The sequence below is a fragment of the Enterobacter sp. WCHEn045836 genome (assembly GCF_003965585.1).
Taxonomy (GTDB): Bacteria; Pseudomonadota; Gammaproteobacteria; order Enterobacterales; family Enterobacteriaceae; genus Enterobacter; species Enterobacter dissolvens.
In genome coordinates this window covers 62530-78488 of sequence record NZ_RXPT01000021.1, presented here as the reverse complement: position 1 = coordinate 78488, position 15959 = coordinate 62530, and the positions used below count along the sequence as shown (strand labels likewise).

13 protein-coding genes are annotated in these 15959 nt (G+C 55.3%); 4 read left to right on the top strand and 9 right to left on the bottom strand.

The genetic code is table 11. From position 1 onward, the window contains the following. Nucleotides 1-180: 180 nt before the first annotated feature. Together EKN38_RS22095 and EKN38_RS22090 are read left to right on the top strand one after the other, a co-directional pair. Entirely contained in the window at nt 181-1581 is a 1401-nt protein-coding gene (locus EKN38_RS22095) for an MFS transporter (RefSeq protein ID WP_014830190.1), read from the top strand. A 10-nt stretch (nt 1582-1591) separates the two neighbouring features. Continuing rightward, nucleotides 1592-3547 (top strand): glycoside hydrolase family 127 protein, encoded by a 1956-nt coding sequence (locus EKN38_RS22090; protein WP_126522702.1) that lies wholly within the window; start codon nt 1592-1594, stop codon nt 3545-3547. Nucleotides 3548-3600: 53 nt separating this feature from the next. Here EKN38_RS22090 and EKN38_RS22085 read toward each other — a convergent pair whose 3' ends face one another. The 3 genes from EKN38_RS22085 to EKN38_RS22075 form a co-directional block, all read right to left on the bottom strand. Then, on the bottom strand, nt 3601-4005 hold the full coding sequence (locus EKN38_RS22085; protein ID WP_014830188.1) for a type II toxin-antitoxin system HicB family antitoxin: 405 nt from the start codon (nt 4003-4005) through the stop codon (nt 3601-3603). A gap of 14 nt (nt 4006-4019) precedes the next feature. Beyond that, a complete protein-coding gene (locus EKN38_RS22080) occupies nt 4020-4205 on the bottom strand; it encodes a type II toxin-antitoxin system HicA family toxin (protein ID WP_014830187.1) in 186 nt (61 codons plus the stop codon). 210 nt (nt 4206-4415) lie between these two features. Beyond that, entirely contained in the window at nt 4416-5156 is a 741-nt protein-coding gene (locus tag EKN38_RS22075; RefSeq protein WP_014830186.1) for a MipA/OmpV family protein, read from the bottom strand. Nucleotides 5157-5273: 117 nt separating this feature from the next. On the opposite strand from EKN38_RS22075, the gene EKN38_RS22070 reads away from it, so the two are divergent. After that, nucleotides 5274-6239: a LysR family transcriptional regulator gene (locus tag EKN38_RS22070; RefSeq protein ID WP_014830185.1), complete on the top strand. Its 966-nt coding sequence runs from the start codon at nt 5274-5276 to the stop codon at nt 6237-6239. On the opposite strand, the gene EKN38_RS22065 is transcribed toward EKN38_RS22070, so the two are convergent. The 6 genes from EKN38_RS22065 to EKN38_RS22040 form a co-directional block, all read right to left on the bottom strand. Beyond that, nucleotides 6236-7774, bottom strand: coding sequence for an aldehyde dehydrogenase family protein (locus tag EKN38_RS22065; protein ID WP_014830184.1), 1539 nt, complete (start codon nt 7772-7774; stop codon nt 6236-6238). The two genes, EKN38_RS22070 and EKN38_RS22065, sit on opposite strands and share 4 nt — an antisense overlap. A gap of 86 nt (nt 7775-7860) precedes the next feature. Further along, nucleotides 7861-9708: a selenocysteine-specific translation elongation factor gene (gene selB, locus EKN38_RS22060; RefSeq protein ID WP_014830183.1), complete on the bottom strand. Its 1848-nt coding sequence runs from the start codon at nt 9706-9708 to the stop codon at nt 7861-7863. Then, nucleotides 9705-11090, bottom strand: coding sequence for an L-seryl-tRNA(Sec) selenium transferase (gene selA, locus EKN38_RS22055; protein WP_043951544.1), 1386 nt, complete (start codon nt 11088-11090; stop codon nt 9705-9707). The genes selB and selA overlap by 4 nt, the downstream gene beginning before the upstream one ends. 103 nt (nt 11091-11193) lie before the next feature. Beyond that, complete coding sequence (locus EKN38_RS22050) at nt 11194-11802, bottom strand: glutathione S-transferase (RefSeq protein ID WP_014830181.1); 609 nt, start codon at nt 11800-11802, stop codon at nt 11194-11196. Nucleotides 11803-11891: 89 nt separating this feature from the next. Further along, complete coding sequence (locus tag EKN38_RS22045) at nt 11892-13028, bottom strand: HlyD family secretion protein (RefSeq protein ID WP_014830180.1); 1137 nt, start codon at nt 13026-13028, stop codon at nt 11892-11894. 2 nt (nt 13029-13030) lie between these two features. Continuing rightward, a complete protein-coding gene (locus tag EKN38_RS22040; protein WP_013094935.1) occupies nt 13031-13387 on the bottom strand; it encodes a DUF3302 domain-containing protein in 357 nt (118 codons plus the stop codon). Between the two features lie 659 nt (nt 13388-14046). Between EKN38_RS22040 and EKN38_RS22035 the strand changes: the two genes are divergently transcribed. Continuing rightward, a complete protein-coding gene (locus tag EKN38_RS22035; RefSeq protein ID WP_126522699.1) occupies nt 14047-15954 on the top strand; it encodes a PTS mannitol transporter subunit IICBA in 1908 nt (635 codons plus the stop codon). Nucleotides 15955-15959: the final 5 nt, after the last annotated feature.

The following is a 15959-nucleotide window of genomic DNA, read 5'->3' as shown; positions in this document are numbered from 1 at the left end:
TCCATTGATTATTAACAATTAACGTTATAGCTGCCCGATCAAACTCACACTTTCTTCATCAGGTCGGAATCGTCCTCTTTTTATACTTTTCCCTTCCCTTGTTGCCCTTTGCGTTCGGTGCAGAATGAATGAGGTACCTTGCACAAATACGATAAAAATCGATTACCGAGGAGTTATCTCATGACTTCCACACCGATTACCGAGTCTGACGTTGCACAACGGGTGAGAGAAGATCGTTTGTCCGTTCGCGAAAAAATTGGCTACGGCCTGGGCGACGCGGGCGGCACGGTCATTACTTGCCTGATCATGAATTTTCTGACCTTTTTCTATACCGATATTTTTGGCCTGACCCCGGCGCTTGTCGGCACGCTGTTTATTGCCCTGCGCGTATTTGACGCGATTTCTGACCCTGTCATGGGCGTGATTGCCGACCGCACCCAAAGCCGATGGGGGCGCTTTCGTCCCTGGCAGCTGTGGGTGGCATTCCCTGTTGGCATCATCGGCGTGCTGACCTTCACCGTACCTGAAGCCAGCATGGGCGTGAAGATTGCGTGGGCATTCGGCACTTACCTGCTGCTGTCCGTCGGCTATACCGCCATCAACGTGCCCTACTGTGCGCTGATCAACACCATGACCACCCGCCACAGCGAGGTCATTTCCTGCCAGTCATGGCGCTTTGTGCTGTGCGGCGTTGCGGGATTTTTGGTCTCCGTCGGCCTGCCGTGGCTGGTGGCGGCGCTGGGGCAAGGTAACGCCGCCCGGGGTTATCAGCTGGGCGTTGGCGTCCTGTGCACCCTCGCCGTGGTGATGTTTCTCTGCTGCTTCTTCTGGGTCCGTGAACGCGTCCCACTGGCATTGATGGGGAAATTCACCCTGCGCGAACACCTGGCTGGGCTGCGTAAAAACGACCAGTTGCTGCTGATGCTGGTGATGTCATTTTTGCTGATCAACGTCTTCAATATCCGTGGCGGCGGATACATGTACTTCATCACCTATGTGCTGCAGGGCAGCACCGCCTACACCTCGCTGTTTTTTACCATGGTGACCTTCGCAGCGATCCTTGGGGCGGTGATCGTCAGCCCCCTCTCTCGCCGTATTGATACGGTCAAACTCTACTACTACACCAACCTGGTGCTCGCCGCGATCGCGGCTGGCATGTGGTTCCTGCCCGGCGGCCCGGCGCATCAGTCGCTCTGGCTGATCGTGATTCTGAGTAACGGCGTCATCCTGGGCTTTACCCTGCCGCTGCACTTCTCGCTGATGGCTTTTGCCGACGACTACGGCGAGTGGAAGACCGGCGTGCGATCGTCGGGCATGAACTTCGCCTTCAACCTGTTTTTCATCAAGCTGGCATGGGCCTCCAGCGCCGGGATCATCAGCCTGGTGTTTATCGCCGTCGCCTATCAGCCGGGAGCGGGTAACCAGACACCTGCCTCGCTGCAGGGCATTACCGCCATGGAGACGCTGCTCCCTGCCCTTTTCCACCTGCTGCTGGCGGTCTCAATCCGCTGGTGCAGACTCAACAATCCGATGATGTCGCGCATTGCCACCGATTTGCGCCAGCGTCATGTACCGTCCTGAGGAGAACGTGATGTCCATAATGGAAGCCAACCTGCATAACCTGAAAATCACCGACCCGTTTCTTGGCCAGTATCAGCGGCTGGTGCGTGATGTGGTCATCCCTTATCAGTGGGATGCGCTCAACGATCGCGTGGCGGAAGCCGAGCCCAGTCATGCCATCACCAACTTCCGCATTGCGGCAGGTCTTGAAGAAGGTGAGTTCTATGGCATGGTCTTTCAGGACAGTGACGTGGCGAAATGGCTGGAAGCCGTGGCGTGGTCGCTGTGTCAGAAACCAGATGCTGAACTGGAAAAAACCGCCGATGAGGTGATTGAACTGATCGCCGCGGCGCAGTGTGAAGATGGTTATCTCAATACCTACTTCACCGTCAAAGCGCCTGACGAACGCTGGACCAATCTGGCCGAGTGCCACGAGCTTTACTGCGCCGGGCATATGATCGAAGCTGGCGTGGCGTATTTTCAGGGCACCGGAAAACGCCGACTGCTGGAGGTGGTGTGTAAACTGGCAGATCATATCGACAGCGTTTTTGGCCCCCGGGAGGGTCAGCTTCACGGCTATCCGGGCCACCCGGAAATCGAGCTGGCCCTGATGCGGCTGTACGACGTTACTCAGGAGCCACGCTACCTGAACCTGGTGAAATACTTCATCGAGGCGCGCGGTACGCAGCCTCACTTCTATGATACCGAATACGAGAAGCGCGGCAGAACATCGTACTGGCATACCTACGGCCCGGCATGGATGGTCAAGGACAAAGCTTACAGCCAGGCGCATCAACCGCTTGCTGAACAACAAACGGCGATTGGCCATGCGGTGCGTTTTGTCTACCTGATGGCGGGTATGGCACACCTGGCCCGTCTGAGCAAAGACGACGCAAAACGTCAGGACTGCTTACGCCTGTGGAACAACATGGCGCAGCGCCAGCTGTACATTACCGGCGGGATTGGTTCGCAAAGTAGCGGTGAAGCCTTCAGCAGCGATTACGATCTGCCTAACGATACGGTGTATGCCGAAAGCTGCGCCTCGATTGGCCTGATGATGTTTGCCCGCCGGATGCTGGAGATGGAAGCGGATAGCCGCTACGCCGACGTGATGGAGCGCGCTCTGTACAACACGGTGCTGGGCGGCATGGCGCTGGACGGTAAACATTTCTTCTATGTCAACCCGCTGGAAGTACACCCCAGGACGCTGGCCTTTAACCACATCTACGACCATGTCAAACCGGTTCGTCAGCGCTGGTTCGGCTGTGCCTGTTGCCCGCCGAATATCGCCCGGGTGCTGACGTCGCTGGGGCATTACATTTACACCGTTCGCCCGGATGCGCTTTTCATTAATCTCTTCGTAGGGAATGAGGTCACCATCCCGGTGGGCGATGAGACGCTCAAGCTGCGGATCAGCGGTAATTATCCGTGGCAGAAAGAGGTCAACATTGAGATCGCCTCGCCCGTACCGGTAACGCACACCCTGGCCCTGCGACTGCCGGACTGGTGCGCAAATCCTCACGTGTCGCTGAACGGAGAAGGCATGACGGGCGAGGTATCACGGGGTTATCTTCACCTCACCCGTCGCTGGCAGGAGGGCGATACGCTCACGCTAACCTTACCGATGCCGGTCCGCCGCGTGTACGGTCATCCACAGGTTCGACAGCAGGCCGGAAAGGTCGCGCTGCAGCGCGGTCCGCTGGTCTACTGCCTGGAAGAAGCCGATAATGGCGCCAACCTGCATAATCTAGCCCTGCCTGCCGACAGTGAATTCCGGGTTTTCGAGGGTAAAGGAATTTTCGCTCATAAGATGCTGATTCAGGCGGAAGGTGTCACGCATGACGCCGCAGAAGCGGGATCGGAGGCGTTATGGCAGTACGACCGTCCTGCGGTGCAACGTCAACCCAAAACGTTGACCTTTATTCCGTGGTTTAGCTGGGCTAACCGGGGAGAAGGGGAAATGCGCATTTGGGTAGATGAGGGCTGAATATCTGCGGCCTGATGCCCTCACCCCAACCCTCTCCCACGGGAGAGGGATCATTAAGGCAGCACGCGACGCGCTGCCTCAGCCAGAAAAGCGCTTCGGTTACTAAACTGCGGATGTTCACTCACAAAAGAATCAATTTTCACCAGCAATCGACGAGGCAGGGTGATATTGATACGTTCGGCCTTACCGTCGAATTGCTTCATATTGATATCTACAAGCAACCATTGTCCGCCGATAAAATCACCCGGTGTGGCTTCAAGATGTGCTTCAACATTGCCAGGGAGAGGTAACTCTTCATCCATTTCAAATAGCGCTTCGAAGTGAGCTGTCAGTGCTTCACGTGCATCCTGAAAAGCATCATCCAGAGAATTGCCGGCAAAAAAACAACCAGGAACGTCAGGAAAAAAACCGCTGGCGCTACCGTCGGGATCAGAATGAATGTAAGCCGGATAAAACATAACTACTCCTGATATCAGTGTTTGATTCCCGCCTGCCGCCAGATTTGCGCGAGGGTGCCGGGTTTTATGTCCTTTTTGGGATGTGGAACGGTCACCAACCCCGCATGTACTGGGTGGCGAAACTGATGATGGCTTCCTTTCGTTCTTACACATTTCCAGCCATGCCTGACCAGAACAGTAATGACATCCGCACTTATCACATTCCAATCCTTCCATGATTATACACATCACACACACCATCGCTACTGGTGCAGATGACAATAGACGAAAGGAAATGCAAACGCAGCCGGGTTTTGTCTGAACAGGAAGAAGCAACGCAAAAAGAAAGGCGGAACAGGTAAATTGCTGATCAACATGCAGGCGCTATCACAACGCCGGGTAAGGCGAAGCCGCCACCCGGCTTTACAGCATCAGAAGCGCCAGCTCAGCCCGGTCATCAGCGCAAAGCTGTCGTCGCGGTCGATCATCGGGCTGTTCTTCACGTCGTCAGGCAATACGGAATAAATCGCACTGGCGTTAAGGAACAGATTCTGGGTTAACTGATATTTTGCCGCCAGACCCACGTAGGGCGTCCAGCTGTCACCAGCGGTGTATTCATTGAGACCTGAACGGCGAGACTCGCTGACGGAAACCCCGTAGTAGTAGTCGTTATAGCTCTCGTCACTGTAGAAAATGCCCACAGATGGCGTCAGCGTGAGGCGTTCCATGCGGATGGGGCGGAAGTACGAAATCTCACCGACTACGCCACCACTTTCATCCATCGCATCGCCAGAGACGGCCACTTTCAGCGAACCCCAGTTTTCATGGCGGTAATAGGCGCCCCCCAGGAAAGCGGACGCTTTACGCTCATCCAGGTGTTTCATCTGAGGGTCGTCGTTATCGTCGGGATCAAAATGCAGCGGCATCCACGACGCGGTCAGGCTAAATTCATTTTTTTCGTCTTTCCACAGGATCCACCCTCCCGTGGTCTGGCGGACATAGAATCGGTCACCTTCATAGCTAATTAACGGAACCGCGGTGGTATTTTCATTATACCCTTTATAAGGTGACTCATTAAATACAGCCCCCGCGCCAAGTGAAAAGTCACCGGCCATTGCGGATGAGGTCGCAAATAACGTGGCAGCGATGAGTAAATTGTTTTTAATAGTCATTCCATGTAATCCATTTAAACGCCAAACAAGCGAGGCGAATAATAATGGTTACAAATTTGCCTGTGCAACGCCGCTGTTTATATAATATTATATATAAAATCATATAGATGGGTGCGCATGATGAATAAATTACAACTAAAACCCCGTGAATTAAAAATAATTTCCGTCATCGCCGCCACCCACAGCATTGGCGACGCCGCCGCCCTGCTGGGCATGGCACAGGCCAACGTCAGTAAATATCTCTCTGATTTTGAAACGCGAGTCGGCCTGAAGGTCTTTGAGCGCACCACCCGACAGCTGGCACTGACGCAGTTTGGTGAGGCCTTACTTCCCTATGTGAACGCCACGCTGGATAAAAATAGTCAGCTTATTAATTTCATTGCCGATTATAAGCATGAAAAACGCGGGAAAGTGACGATTTACGCCCCGACAGGTATCGTGACCTATCTCTCCCGTCATGTGATCCACCAGATAAAAGATATCGGTGATATTCGTATCTCACTCAAAACATACAATCTGGATCGCAATGAATTTTCTGAGGGTGTGACCTTTCCGGATGACTGCGATATTTTAATTACCTATGCTCAGCCGAAAGACGAAAGTCTGGTCGCGAGTGTTTTAACCCAATATTCCGTTACCGCCTTCGCGACCGAAGAGTATTTAAATCAGCACCCATTAAACGGTCCGGAAGATTTAATAAACCATTCTTGTATTTTAATCGACTCCATGCTGGTGGATGATGCTAACATCTGGCGTTTTCGCGTTCATGGCAGTGATGATGTACAGGATTACCGGGTTACCGGGAATTATATTTGCGACAATACGCAAACCGCTCTGGAGCTGGCGAGAAATAATCTCGGTATCGTCTTTGCCCCAAAAGAGAGCCTGAAAAAAGAGTTAAAAAACGGTTCACTTGTTCCCTGCTTCCCGCATCAGGAAGAGTGGTGGCTTGATCTCACGGCCATTTTCCGCAAGCGTGAATACCAGCCATGGCGCGTGCAATACGTTCTGGATGGCGTCCTGAATAATCTTCGCCAGCAAATAGCTCAGGCCGCCAACGGACGGCCTGAACTGGATGATTAGAACAGCCCCAGCGGTTTATCGGAGTAGCTGACCAGCAGGCATTTCGTCTGCTGATAATGCTCCAGCATCATCTTGTGCGTTTCACGCCCGATGCCTGACTGCTTATAACCCCCAAAGGCCGCATGCGCCGGGTAGGCGTGATAGCAGTTGGTCCATACGCGACCGGCCTGAATCCCCCGTCCCATTTTATACGCCAGATTGCCGTTGCGGCTCCAGACGCCAGCTCCCAGGCCATACGGCGTATCGTTGGCAATCTCCAGCGCCTCCTCCATCGTTTTAAAGGTCGTCACGGCCAGCACCGGTCCGAAAATTTCCTCCTGGAAAACGCGCATGTTGTTCTTGCCAGACAGAATGGTCGGCTCAAGGTAATACCCTTCCTGCAGATCGCCGCCGAGCACTTTACGACGTCCACCGGTCAGGACATCCGCCCCTTCTTTTTTGCCGATATCAATGTAATTGAGGATGGTCTCCAGTTGTCCATGTGACACCTGTGCGCCCATCTGCGTCACGTTATCAAGCGGGTTACCGCTGCGGATCGACTCCACACGGCGAATGGCCCGTTCCATAAAGCGCTCATAGATCGACTCCTGTACCAGCGCACGGCTTGGGCAGGTACAGACTTCGCCCTGGTTAAAGGCAAACAGCGCAAACCCTTCCAGCGCTTTATCGAAGAACGCGTCCTCTTCCTCCATCACGTCCGCAAAGAAGATATTCGGGGATTTACCGCCGAGCTCCAGCGTCACCGGAATGATGTTCTGGGTGGCGTACTGCATGATCTGCTGGCCCACTTCCGTCGAGCCGGTAAACGCCACTTTGGCGATGCGTTTTGAGGTCGCCAGATATTCCCCAATCTCACCCCCGGCCCCGTTGACCACGTTAATCACGCCTGGTGGCAGCAGGTCACCGATAATGTCCATCAACAGCAGTACCGACAGCGGCGTCAAGCGGGCCGGTTTCAGCACAATGCAGTTCCCGGCCGCCAGCGCGGGCGCCATTTTCCAGCTCGCCATCAGCAGCGGGAAGTTCCACGGGATAATCTGCCCCACCACGCCCAGCGGCTCGTGGAAGTGATACGCCACGGTGTCGCTATCAACTTCACTGATCCCCCCCTCCTGAGCACGAATACAGGAGGCAAAATAGCGGAAGTGGTCAATCGCCAGCGGCACATCCGCCGCCATTGTTTCACGGATCGGCTTGCCGTTATCCCAGGTTTCTGCCGTCGCCAGCAGCTCAAGATTTTGCTCCATCCGGTCGGCAATTTTGAACAGGATCGCCGCCCTGTCCTGCACGGAAGTCTGTCCCCATTTATCTTTGGCTTTATGCGCCGCATCCAGCGCCAGATCGATATCGCGCCTGCCTGAGCTGGCTATCTCGCATAGCGGCTGGCCGGTGACGGGGGTCAGGTTGGAATAGTATTCGCCGTCGACGGGTGCCACCCAGTCGCCGCCAATAAAGTTGTCATAACGGGGTTTCAGCTTGAGAGGAAAACCGTACTCGCCTGGCTGAATGCGTGAAGAGGGAGGATTGTTTGTCATGACCGTCTCCTTGCTGTTGGTGTACATCAAGGGTAGTCCCGGCTGGTGATTTTATCGCCAGCCGGTAACGGTGTTTACGACAGGGGTCACGCTGTTTCTGGAAAGAGTAACGAATCCCGTAATAAATGGTCGTTACCGCGACGGCGGGTAAAACCGATGCGGTTGAAATATTCCAGGATCTGAATGGCCAGCTTACGTCCGACGTTCAGACGATCGCGGAAATCAGCCGCACAGGTAGAGCCTCGCGCCTGATCCAGTTCGCGGATCAGACTGGCAAACGCGACAATCCGATCGTTGCGGTAATAACGATCTTTCACGATCGCAACGATGAGCCCTTGCTGTGCGGCATGGCGCAATACCTGGCGCATCACCTGCTCGTCGGTATTCGTTTCCCGGGCGAGATCGCGAACCCACCACGGCTCATCGCCAAACAGAGGGGCCGCTTTTTGCCAGATTGCCTCTTGCTCTGCGGTGAACCCGGCTTTGTGATCCGGCAGATGCAGCCAGCCGTGGTGGCTTTTGATCACGCCGCTTTCACGCATGTTTTCTATCAGCAACAGCACCAGCGCATCGTCTTCCATGGGCAGCGCCATGCGACGCAGGCGCTCGCGCCCCGGGCCAGGTTCATCCTGATGCTGTTCATGGTAGGTGGCGAGCGTGTGCAGTACCTTACGCTGCCAGCACGCCGCAACCGGCGCGTTCAGCAGGTTATTACCGGCCTGGATAAATCCCGGCTGCTGGGTCAGCGGGAGCAAGCCTTCGTTGCTGAGCTGACGTGCCCAGGCGAAGTCGGTCAGGCTCACCGCACCGCGTTCAAGATGCACCTCCAGCGCTGCCTTGTCATTGCTGGCCTGCGCCAGTGCCGACAGCCACTGCAAATACTCCGGTTTACGCTTCCCGCGACGCGGCGGGTTGAGCGTCACCACCCGCGCCCCGGCCAGCGTTTCCCGCGCCGAGATATCACGCAGCACCAGACGGTCATTATCTGCCAGCCAGAGCGGCGTATCGAAAACCAGTTCAGCGAGATCGTTTTCCAGCAGCGACACGCGCCCGGTGATATGGCTGGCCGCATGGTGGATATGCAGCGGCTGCCACTGGCTGAGCGGGATATGCGTCTGCAGGGAGACAATCACCCGCTCAGACGGTTCTGGCGGCGCCTCAGACAGCAGCCAGTCGCCGCGGTTTAGCTGCGCTTTCTCCGCATCGCCGGCAATATTGAGGGCGATACGCTGCCCGGCATGAGCGTGTTCAACGGGCTGGTTTTGCGCATGCAACCCGCGCACGCGCATCGGTTTGTTAACGCCCGTCAGCCATACGGTATCGCCCACCTTCACTTCCCCACTCAGGGCGGTACCGGTCACCACCAGACCCGCCCCTTTCACGGTAAACGCCCTGTCGATGGCCAGACGAAAGCGGTGATGGCTGGCATGTTCTCGCGACGAGAGCTGCTGCAAATGGTGGCGAAGTGCGTCGATCCCGCGCCCTTCTGTGGCGACCGTTTCAAACAGCGCAGCATCGGTAAAGCCATATTCGCGCAACGTAGCCTGCACCGCCTCGCGCACCTCGTTAATACGCGTCGCGTCCACACGATCGGCTTTGGTCAGCGCCACGGTCAACTGTGGGTTGCCCGTCAACTGCAGGATCGCCAGGTGTTCACGCGTTTGCGCCATAACGCCGTCATCACAGGCCACCACCAGCAGGGCATGGTCAATACCACCAACCCCCGCCAGCATGTTGGAAAGAAACTTTTCGTGTCCGGGGACGTCAATAAAGCCCAGCACGCGGCCATCGGGCTGCGGCCAGTAGGCATAACCCAGATCGATGGTCATACCGCGCTTTTTCTCTTCCGGCAGGCGATCGGCATTCACGCCCGTGATGGCCTGCAACAAGGTGGTTTTTCCGTGGTCAACATGACCGGCGGTGGCAATAATCATTTCAACAACATCTCCAGAAATCGCTCTTCATCTTCAAGACAGCGTAGATCCAGCCACATTCGGCCATCGTAAATCCGCCCGATAACCGGCGTTGGCAGGGCACGCCAGCGCGCAGAGAGCGCATCAAGCTGGCTGCCGCGGCCATCGCGCGGGGTGAAAGTCAGGGCCGCGCTGGGCAGCCGATCCACCGGTAACGAGCCACTGCCAATTTGCGACTGGCAGGACTCAATGCGCACGTCGAAATCGGCGTAATGCGACGCGACATTGGGCAACAGTAACTCGGCCTGCGCGCGAATCGAGGCGGCATCACGCGTTAACAGACGCAGCGCTGGCAGGCGTTCCGCCAGTTTCTCCGGGTGGAGATAGAGTCGCAGCGTCGCGTCCAGCGCGGCAAGCGTCATTTTATCGGCGCGCAGGGCGCGCTTGAGCGGATGCTGCTGCAGCTTCGCAATCAGCTCACGCTTACCGACAATGATCCCGGCCTGCGGCCCGCCCAGCAGTTTATCGCCAGAGAAACTGACCAGGCTAACGCCCGCCGCAATCATCTCCTGCACCATCGGCTCTTTCGGCAGACCATACTGGCTTAGATCCACCAGCGAGCCGCTGCCGAGATCGGCAATCACCGGTACATTCAGCTCGCGGCCAATCGCCGCCAGCTCAGCCTCTTCAACGGTTTTGGTGAACCCTTCAATATGATAATTACTGGTGTGGACCTTCATCAGCAGGGCGGTGTTTTCATTAACCGCCGCACGGTAATCTTTCGCATGGGTCCGGTTAGTGGTACCCACTTCCTGCAGGGTACAGCCCGCCTGGCGCATCACGTCCGGGATGCGAAACGCGCCGCCAATCTCCACCAGTTCGCCGCGCGAGACAACCACCTCTTTGCCGCAGGCGATCGCCGCCAGCATCAACAGGACCGCCGCCGCGTTGTTATTCACAATGCAGGCATCTTCAGCACCGGTGAGCTGACAAAGCAGATCCGCCAGGGCCCGATCACGATGCCCGCGTCCTGCACCGCCGAGATCGTACTCCAGCGTGACAGGCGAACGCATGGCCTGCGTAACGGCGTCAACCGCCTCTTCTGCCTGCTGCGCACGCCCGAGATTGGTATGCAGGACGGTCCCCGTCAGGTTAATCACCCGGCGCAACGCGCTTTGCCCTTTCTCAACCAGCCTCTGTTCCAGCGCCTGCTCCCACGCCACGCACCAGGCGGGCAAGGCATTTTCTGCCTGAATATGGCGCCGGGCCTCGTCCTGAAGCAGACGTAACATCTCAACCGTTGCGGTATGGCCGAACCGCTCGACAGCGGAATGAATAAGGGGTTCTCGAAGAAGTCGGTCGGTAGCAGGGATCTGGCTGTACAGGGAGTGATGAGTAGTCATGAAAGCGCCTGGCGAGTAAATATCATCCCCCCTCCCGACGGGAGAGGGAGTTAACATGTGGAGGGATTGTACCGCCTCCTGACGCGAAGTGTTATAACCCGCGTCAAGCCTTTGGCGGTTCGGTACGGGCGAAGCTCTCGCGCTGGAAGAGCGTTTCGGCGAGCTTCACCAGCAGTGGACGGTCGACGCACCAGCCCGGAGAGACGCGACGAAAGTTGAGATAACCAATGGCGCAGGCGATAGCGATCGTCGCCAGATTCAGGCTATCCGTTGCAATTTTGCCCTCCTGGATGAGCTGCTCGCACCGGTCCAGGCTTCGGTTGATTTTCTCACGCTGGCGCAGCAGCTCCGTTTCCGACTGCTGAGCAACGGGCCTTGCCTGCTCGCGCACGGAAGTTAACGCCGCATCCATGATGCCATCGGCCAGGGCTTCAATTTGCTTCACTGCCAGGGCCGCTTTCGGATCTGCCGGTAACATGGCTGGCGCAACGCCGAGCAGCTCGATGTACTCAGCGATAATCGGGGAATCAAACCAGTATTCGCCCTCGTCCGTTACCAGTGCCGGGACTTTCCCCAGCGGGTTGTACTGCGCAACGCCGTTTTCGGCGTTGTACGGCTGTTCATTAACGAATTCAAATTCAATCCCTTTCTCCAGCAGGAGAATCGAGATCTTTCGCACGAAGGGACTGGTGTAGCTGCCGATGAGTTTCATTGCCTGATCCTTGATGCCAGAAAAAGTCAGTATGGATCAAGCGCTGAAAAAAGGGCAGGTATGCATGTCGCATTCCTGCCCGGCGAGGATCAATGATCAAGATAGAGATAGTGCATCCAGCTGGTCATGCGCAGCAGGACTTTACGCATCACCGAGACGTGCGCAAAATGGTCGGAATAGACCGCCACCTGCGCGTAAATACCGTCCGGCAACGCATCCACCTCGGCGTTCGGCTCCAGTTCTATCAGCGCCTGCACGCCATCCGTTCCCGGTGTCACCGTTAACGACTGTAGCGCCCCCTGTGCCTGATACGAGCCCCCTGGCACCACCGGCAGAATGCTGGTGAGCTTGCCAGAGAAGACCTGCCCCGGCAGAGCGTTAAACACCACTTCCGCTTCATCGCCCGGCTTCAGACGCAGCAGCGAGTTCTGACGGAACTGGGCCACAATCTGACGTTTCTGTTCAGGAATAAAGACCATAACCGGGCGCAGCGGCAGCGCGGCGGCATACGTTCCCGGGCGAATCAGCACCTGGGTGATGTAGCCATTGCTCGGCGCACGCACCACGGTCTGATCCAGGTTGTATTTGGCTTCGGCCAGCTGGGCGCGTAAAGAGGCTATCTGCGACTGTTCGCCGTTCACCATGCTGTCCAGCTGGCTTTTGATCTGCGTCTGTTCCGCCACAGAGCCTTTTACCAGCGCATCCTGTGCCAGATAGTTCTGCCGCGCGTTGTCGATATCGCTTTCAGAGAACGGGTTTACCTTCGCCTGGCTGCCTTTCAGGTAGCGCTGGTAATCTTTATACAGACGGTCCCGCTCCGCGGAGACCCGCGTGGTGTTGGCTACCGCTTCCGACAGCTGTGCTTTGAGCACGTCAATATTGTGCGTCGCGGTCACCAGGTCGGCCTGCAGTCTGTCGACACGAGCCTGATAGCGACCTGGATCAAGTTTAAATAACACTTCGCCTTTTTTAATGAGCTGGTTATTTTTATCGGTGACTTCGCTGACCACCCCGGTCACCTGCGGCGTAATCGGAATAGAAATAACCGCCTTTTGCGCCGTAAACGTATACGGGTGGTTATAGTTCATTAATAAAATGAGACCCGCCACGATAAATACCCCGCCTAATGTGGCGGTGGCGAGCGTCCACTGGTTAACCGGAATACGAAATATTTTAAAAATCGCCCAGGCAAACGCCACGTAGGTCAAAATAATCAACAGATCCATAATTAGCGCTCCAGCGTTTTCGTATCAGCAGTGGGCTGTACCGCTGCCAGCTTTTGTTCTAATTCGGCCACGCGTTTGGCCAGCGCATCCATACCTGGCACCTCATCAGGTTTGGTGATGTGGTTTTGCATGCCCCAACCGCGATCTTCCCGGTACAATGTGGCCCAGATCCACAGGAACGGCCAGATGGCATGGAGCGTAAACAGGCTAATCCAGCCCGCCGTGTGAATCGCATCGGCATGGGGATGATTACGCTTTTTGGCCATATTATAGGGGATGTCATGAATGGCGATGATTCCGTAAAAAAGAACCAGAAATACAAAAATCAATACGCCCAGCGCGAAATAGTTGAGAAACATATTCTCCTCACTTAAACAACGTCAACTCATTAAATTAATAAAACAGTACGCAACCTAATTAATTTATTTTTAAACATAAAAGGTATGCGGGTAATTTCAGAGCCGGGGAGTATCGTTTTTTATAATATCTCCATGCAAGTTTATAAACGTGTCAAAATATATCCTGAATAATAATATACTTAACCTTACATTATGAGCGTAATCCAGGTTTTAACTTTTCGCCATACCACATCTTAAAAGTGGTTTTTTAGCTTTATGTGTGTGTCGTAATCATCCTGGCGTTGAATCGCAGAGCAGAATTTGTCAGCGATCACATCCGGAGAAATCTGCATAAAAATTTTTTGTGAATTCAGTCACAACTCAGAAACAAACTCGCGACAACCAAATGTGATTCACATCACAAAAAGAAGGGTGTTTTGCCGATTTTCTCCCCATTGTGTTTTTTTTAGACTGCGGTTTTGTGATTCAGATCACCTCATTTCCCGTCACACCCCCTTCGTTTACGTGATTGCGATCACACAATTTTTCGCTGTCTGGACAGTTGAACGATTCAGTGCCAGATTTCACAGCATCAGAACAGGGCCCGGCTACCTCTGCCGCCTCATTAACAATAAACCTCGGGCCGCAAGCCTAAGCGTAAACAGAAGAAGGGGTGTTTTATGTCATCCGATTTCAAGATCAAAGTTCAAAGCTTTGGTCGTTTCCTCAGCAATATGGTGATGCCAAATATCGGCGCGTTTATCGCGTGGGGTATCATCACTGCATTATTCATTCCGACAGGGTGGTTGCCTAACGAAACGCTGGCGAAACTTGTTGGCCCCATGATTACTTACCTGCTGCCCCTGCTCATCGGTTTCACCGGTGGTCGTCTGGTGGGCGGTGACCGTGGTGGCGTAGTGGGTGCCATCACCACCATGGGCGTTATCGTCGGTGCGGATATGCCGATGTTCCTCGGTGCGATGATTGCCGGTCCTCTGGGTGGCTGGGCGATTAAGAAATTCGACGTCTGGGTTGATGGCAAAATCAAATCCGGCTTCGAAATGCTGGTGAACAACTTCTCTGCGGGCATCATCGGGATGATCCTCGCGATTCTGGCGTTCCTCGGCATTGGCCCGGCAGTTGAAGTCCTGTCCAAGATTCTGGCGGCGGGCGTTAACTTCATGGTGGCGCACGACATGCTGCCGCTGGCGTCTATCTTTGTTGAACCGGCGAAAATCCTGTTCCTGAACAACGCCATTAACCACGGTATCTTCTCACCGCTGGGTATTCAGCAGTCTCATGACCTCGGCAAGTCCATCTTCTTCCTGATTGAAGCGAACCCGGGTCCGGGTATGGGCGTTCTGCTGGCGTACATGTTCTTTGGTCGCGGCAGCGCGAAGCAGTCTGCTGGCGGTGCGGCTATCATTCACTTCCTGGGCGGTATTCACGAAATTTACTTCCCGTACGTGCTGATGAACCCACGTCTGATCCTGGCCGTTATCCTCGGCGGTATGACCGGTGTGTTCACCCTGAGCGTGCTGGGTGGTGGTCTGGTTTCTCCGGCGTCTCCGGGTTCTATCCTGGCGGTACTGGCAATGACGCCAAAAGGTGCCTATTTTGCTAACATCGCGGCTATCTGTGCGGCAATGGCGGTCTCCTTCGTGGTCGCTTCTATCCTGCTGAAAACCAGCAAAGTGAAAGAAGATGACGATATCGAAGCGGCAACCCGTCGTATGCACGACATGAAAGCCGAGTCCAAAGGCGCAACGCCGCTGTCAGCGGGTGATGTTTCTAACGACCTGAGCCACGTGCGTAAAATCATCGTTGCCTGTGATGCCGGTATTGGTTCCAGCGCAATGGGTGCCGGCGTGCTGCGTAAGAAAGTGCAGGATGCGGGCCTGACCAATATCTCAGTGACCAACAGCGCCATTAACAGTCTGCCACCGGATGTTGACCTGGTGATTACGCACCGCGATCTGACCGAACGCGCCATGCGCCAGGTACCGCAGGCACAGCATATTTCGCTGACCAACTTCCTCGACAGCGGCCTGTACACCAGCCTGACCGAACGTCTGGTGGCCGCGCAGCGTCACGAAGACAACGAAGTGAAAGTGCGCTCCGGCCTGCAGGACAGCTTCGACGAGAGCAACGCCCACCTGTTTAAACTGGGTGCGGAGAATATCTTCCTCGGCCGTACCGCAACGACCAAAGAAGAGGCCATTCGCTTTGCCGGTGAGCAACTGGTAAAAGGCGGCTACGTTCAGCCTGAATATGTCGACGCGATGATGGAACGCGAAAAACTGACGCCAACCTACCTGGGCGAATCCATCGCGGTGCCGCACGGTACGGTGGAAGCGAAAGACCGCGTGCTTAAAACCGGCGTGGTGTTCTGCCAGTATCCTGATGGCGTGCGCTTCGGTGAAGAAGAAGACGACATTGCCCGTCTGGTGATTGGTATCGCCGCTCGCAATAACGAGCACATTCAGGTGATTACCAGCCTGACCAATGCGCTGGACGATGAGTCCGTCATTGAGCGTCTGGCCAATACCACCAGCGTGGAAGAAGTGCTCGCGCTATTGAACAAATAACCGTA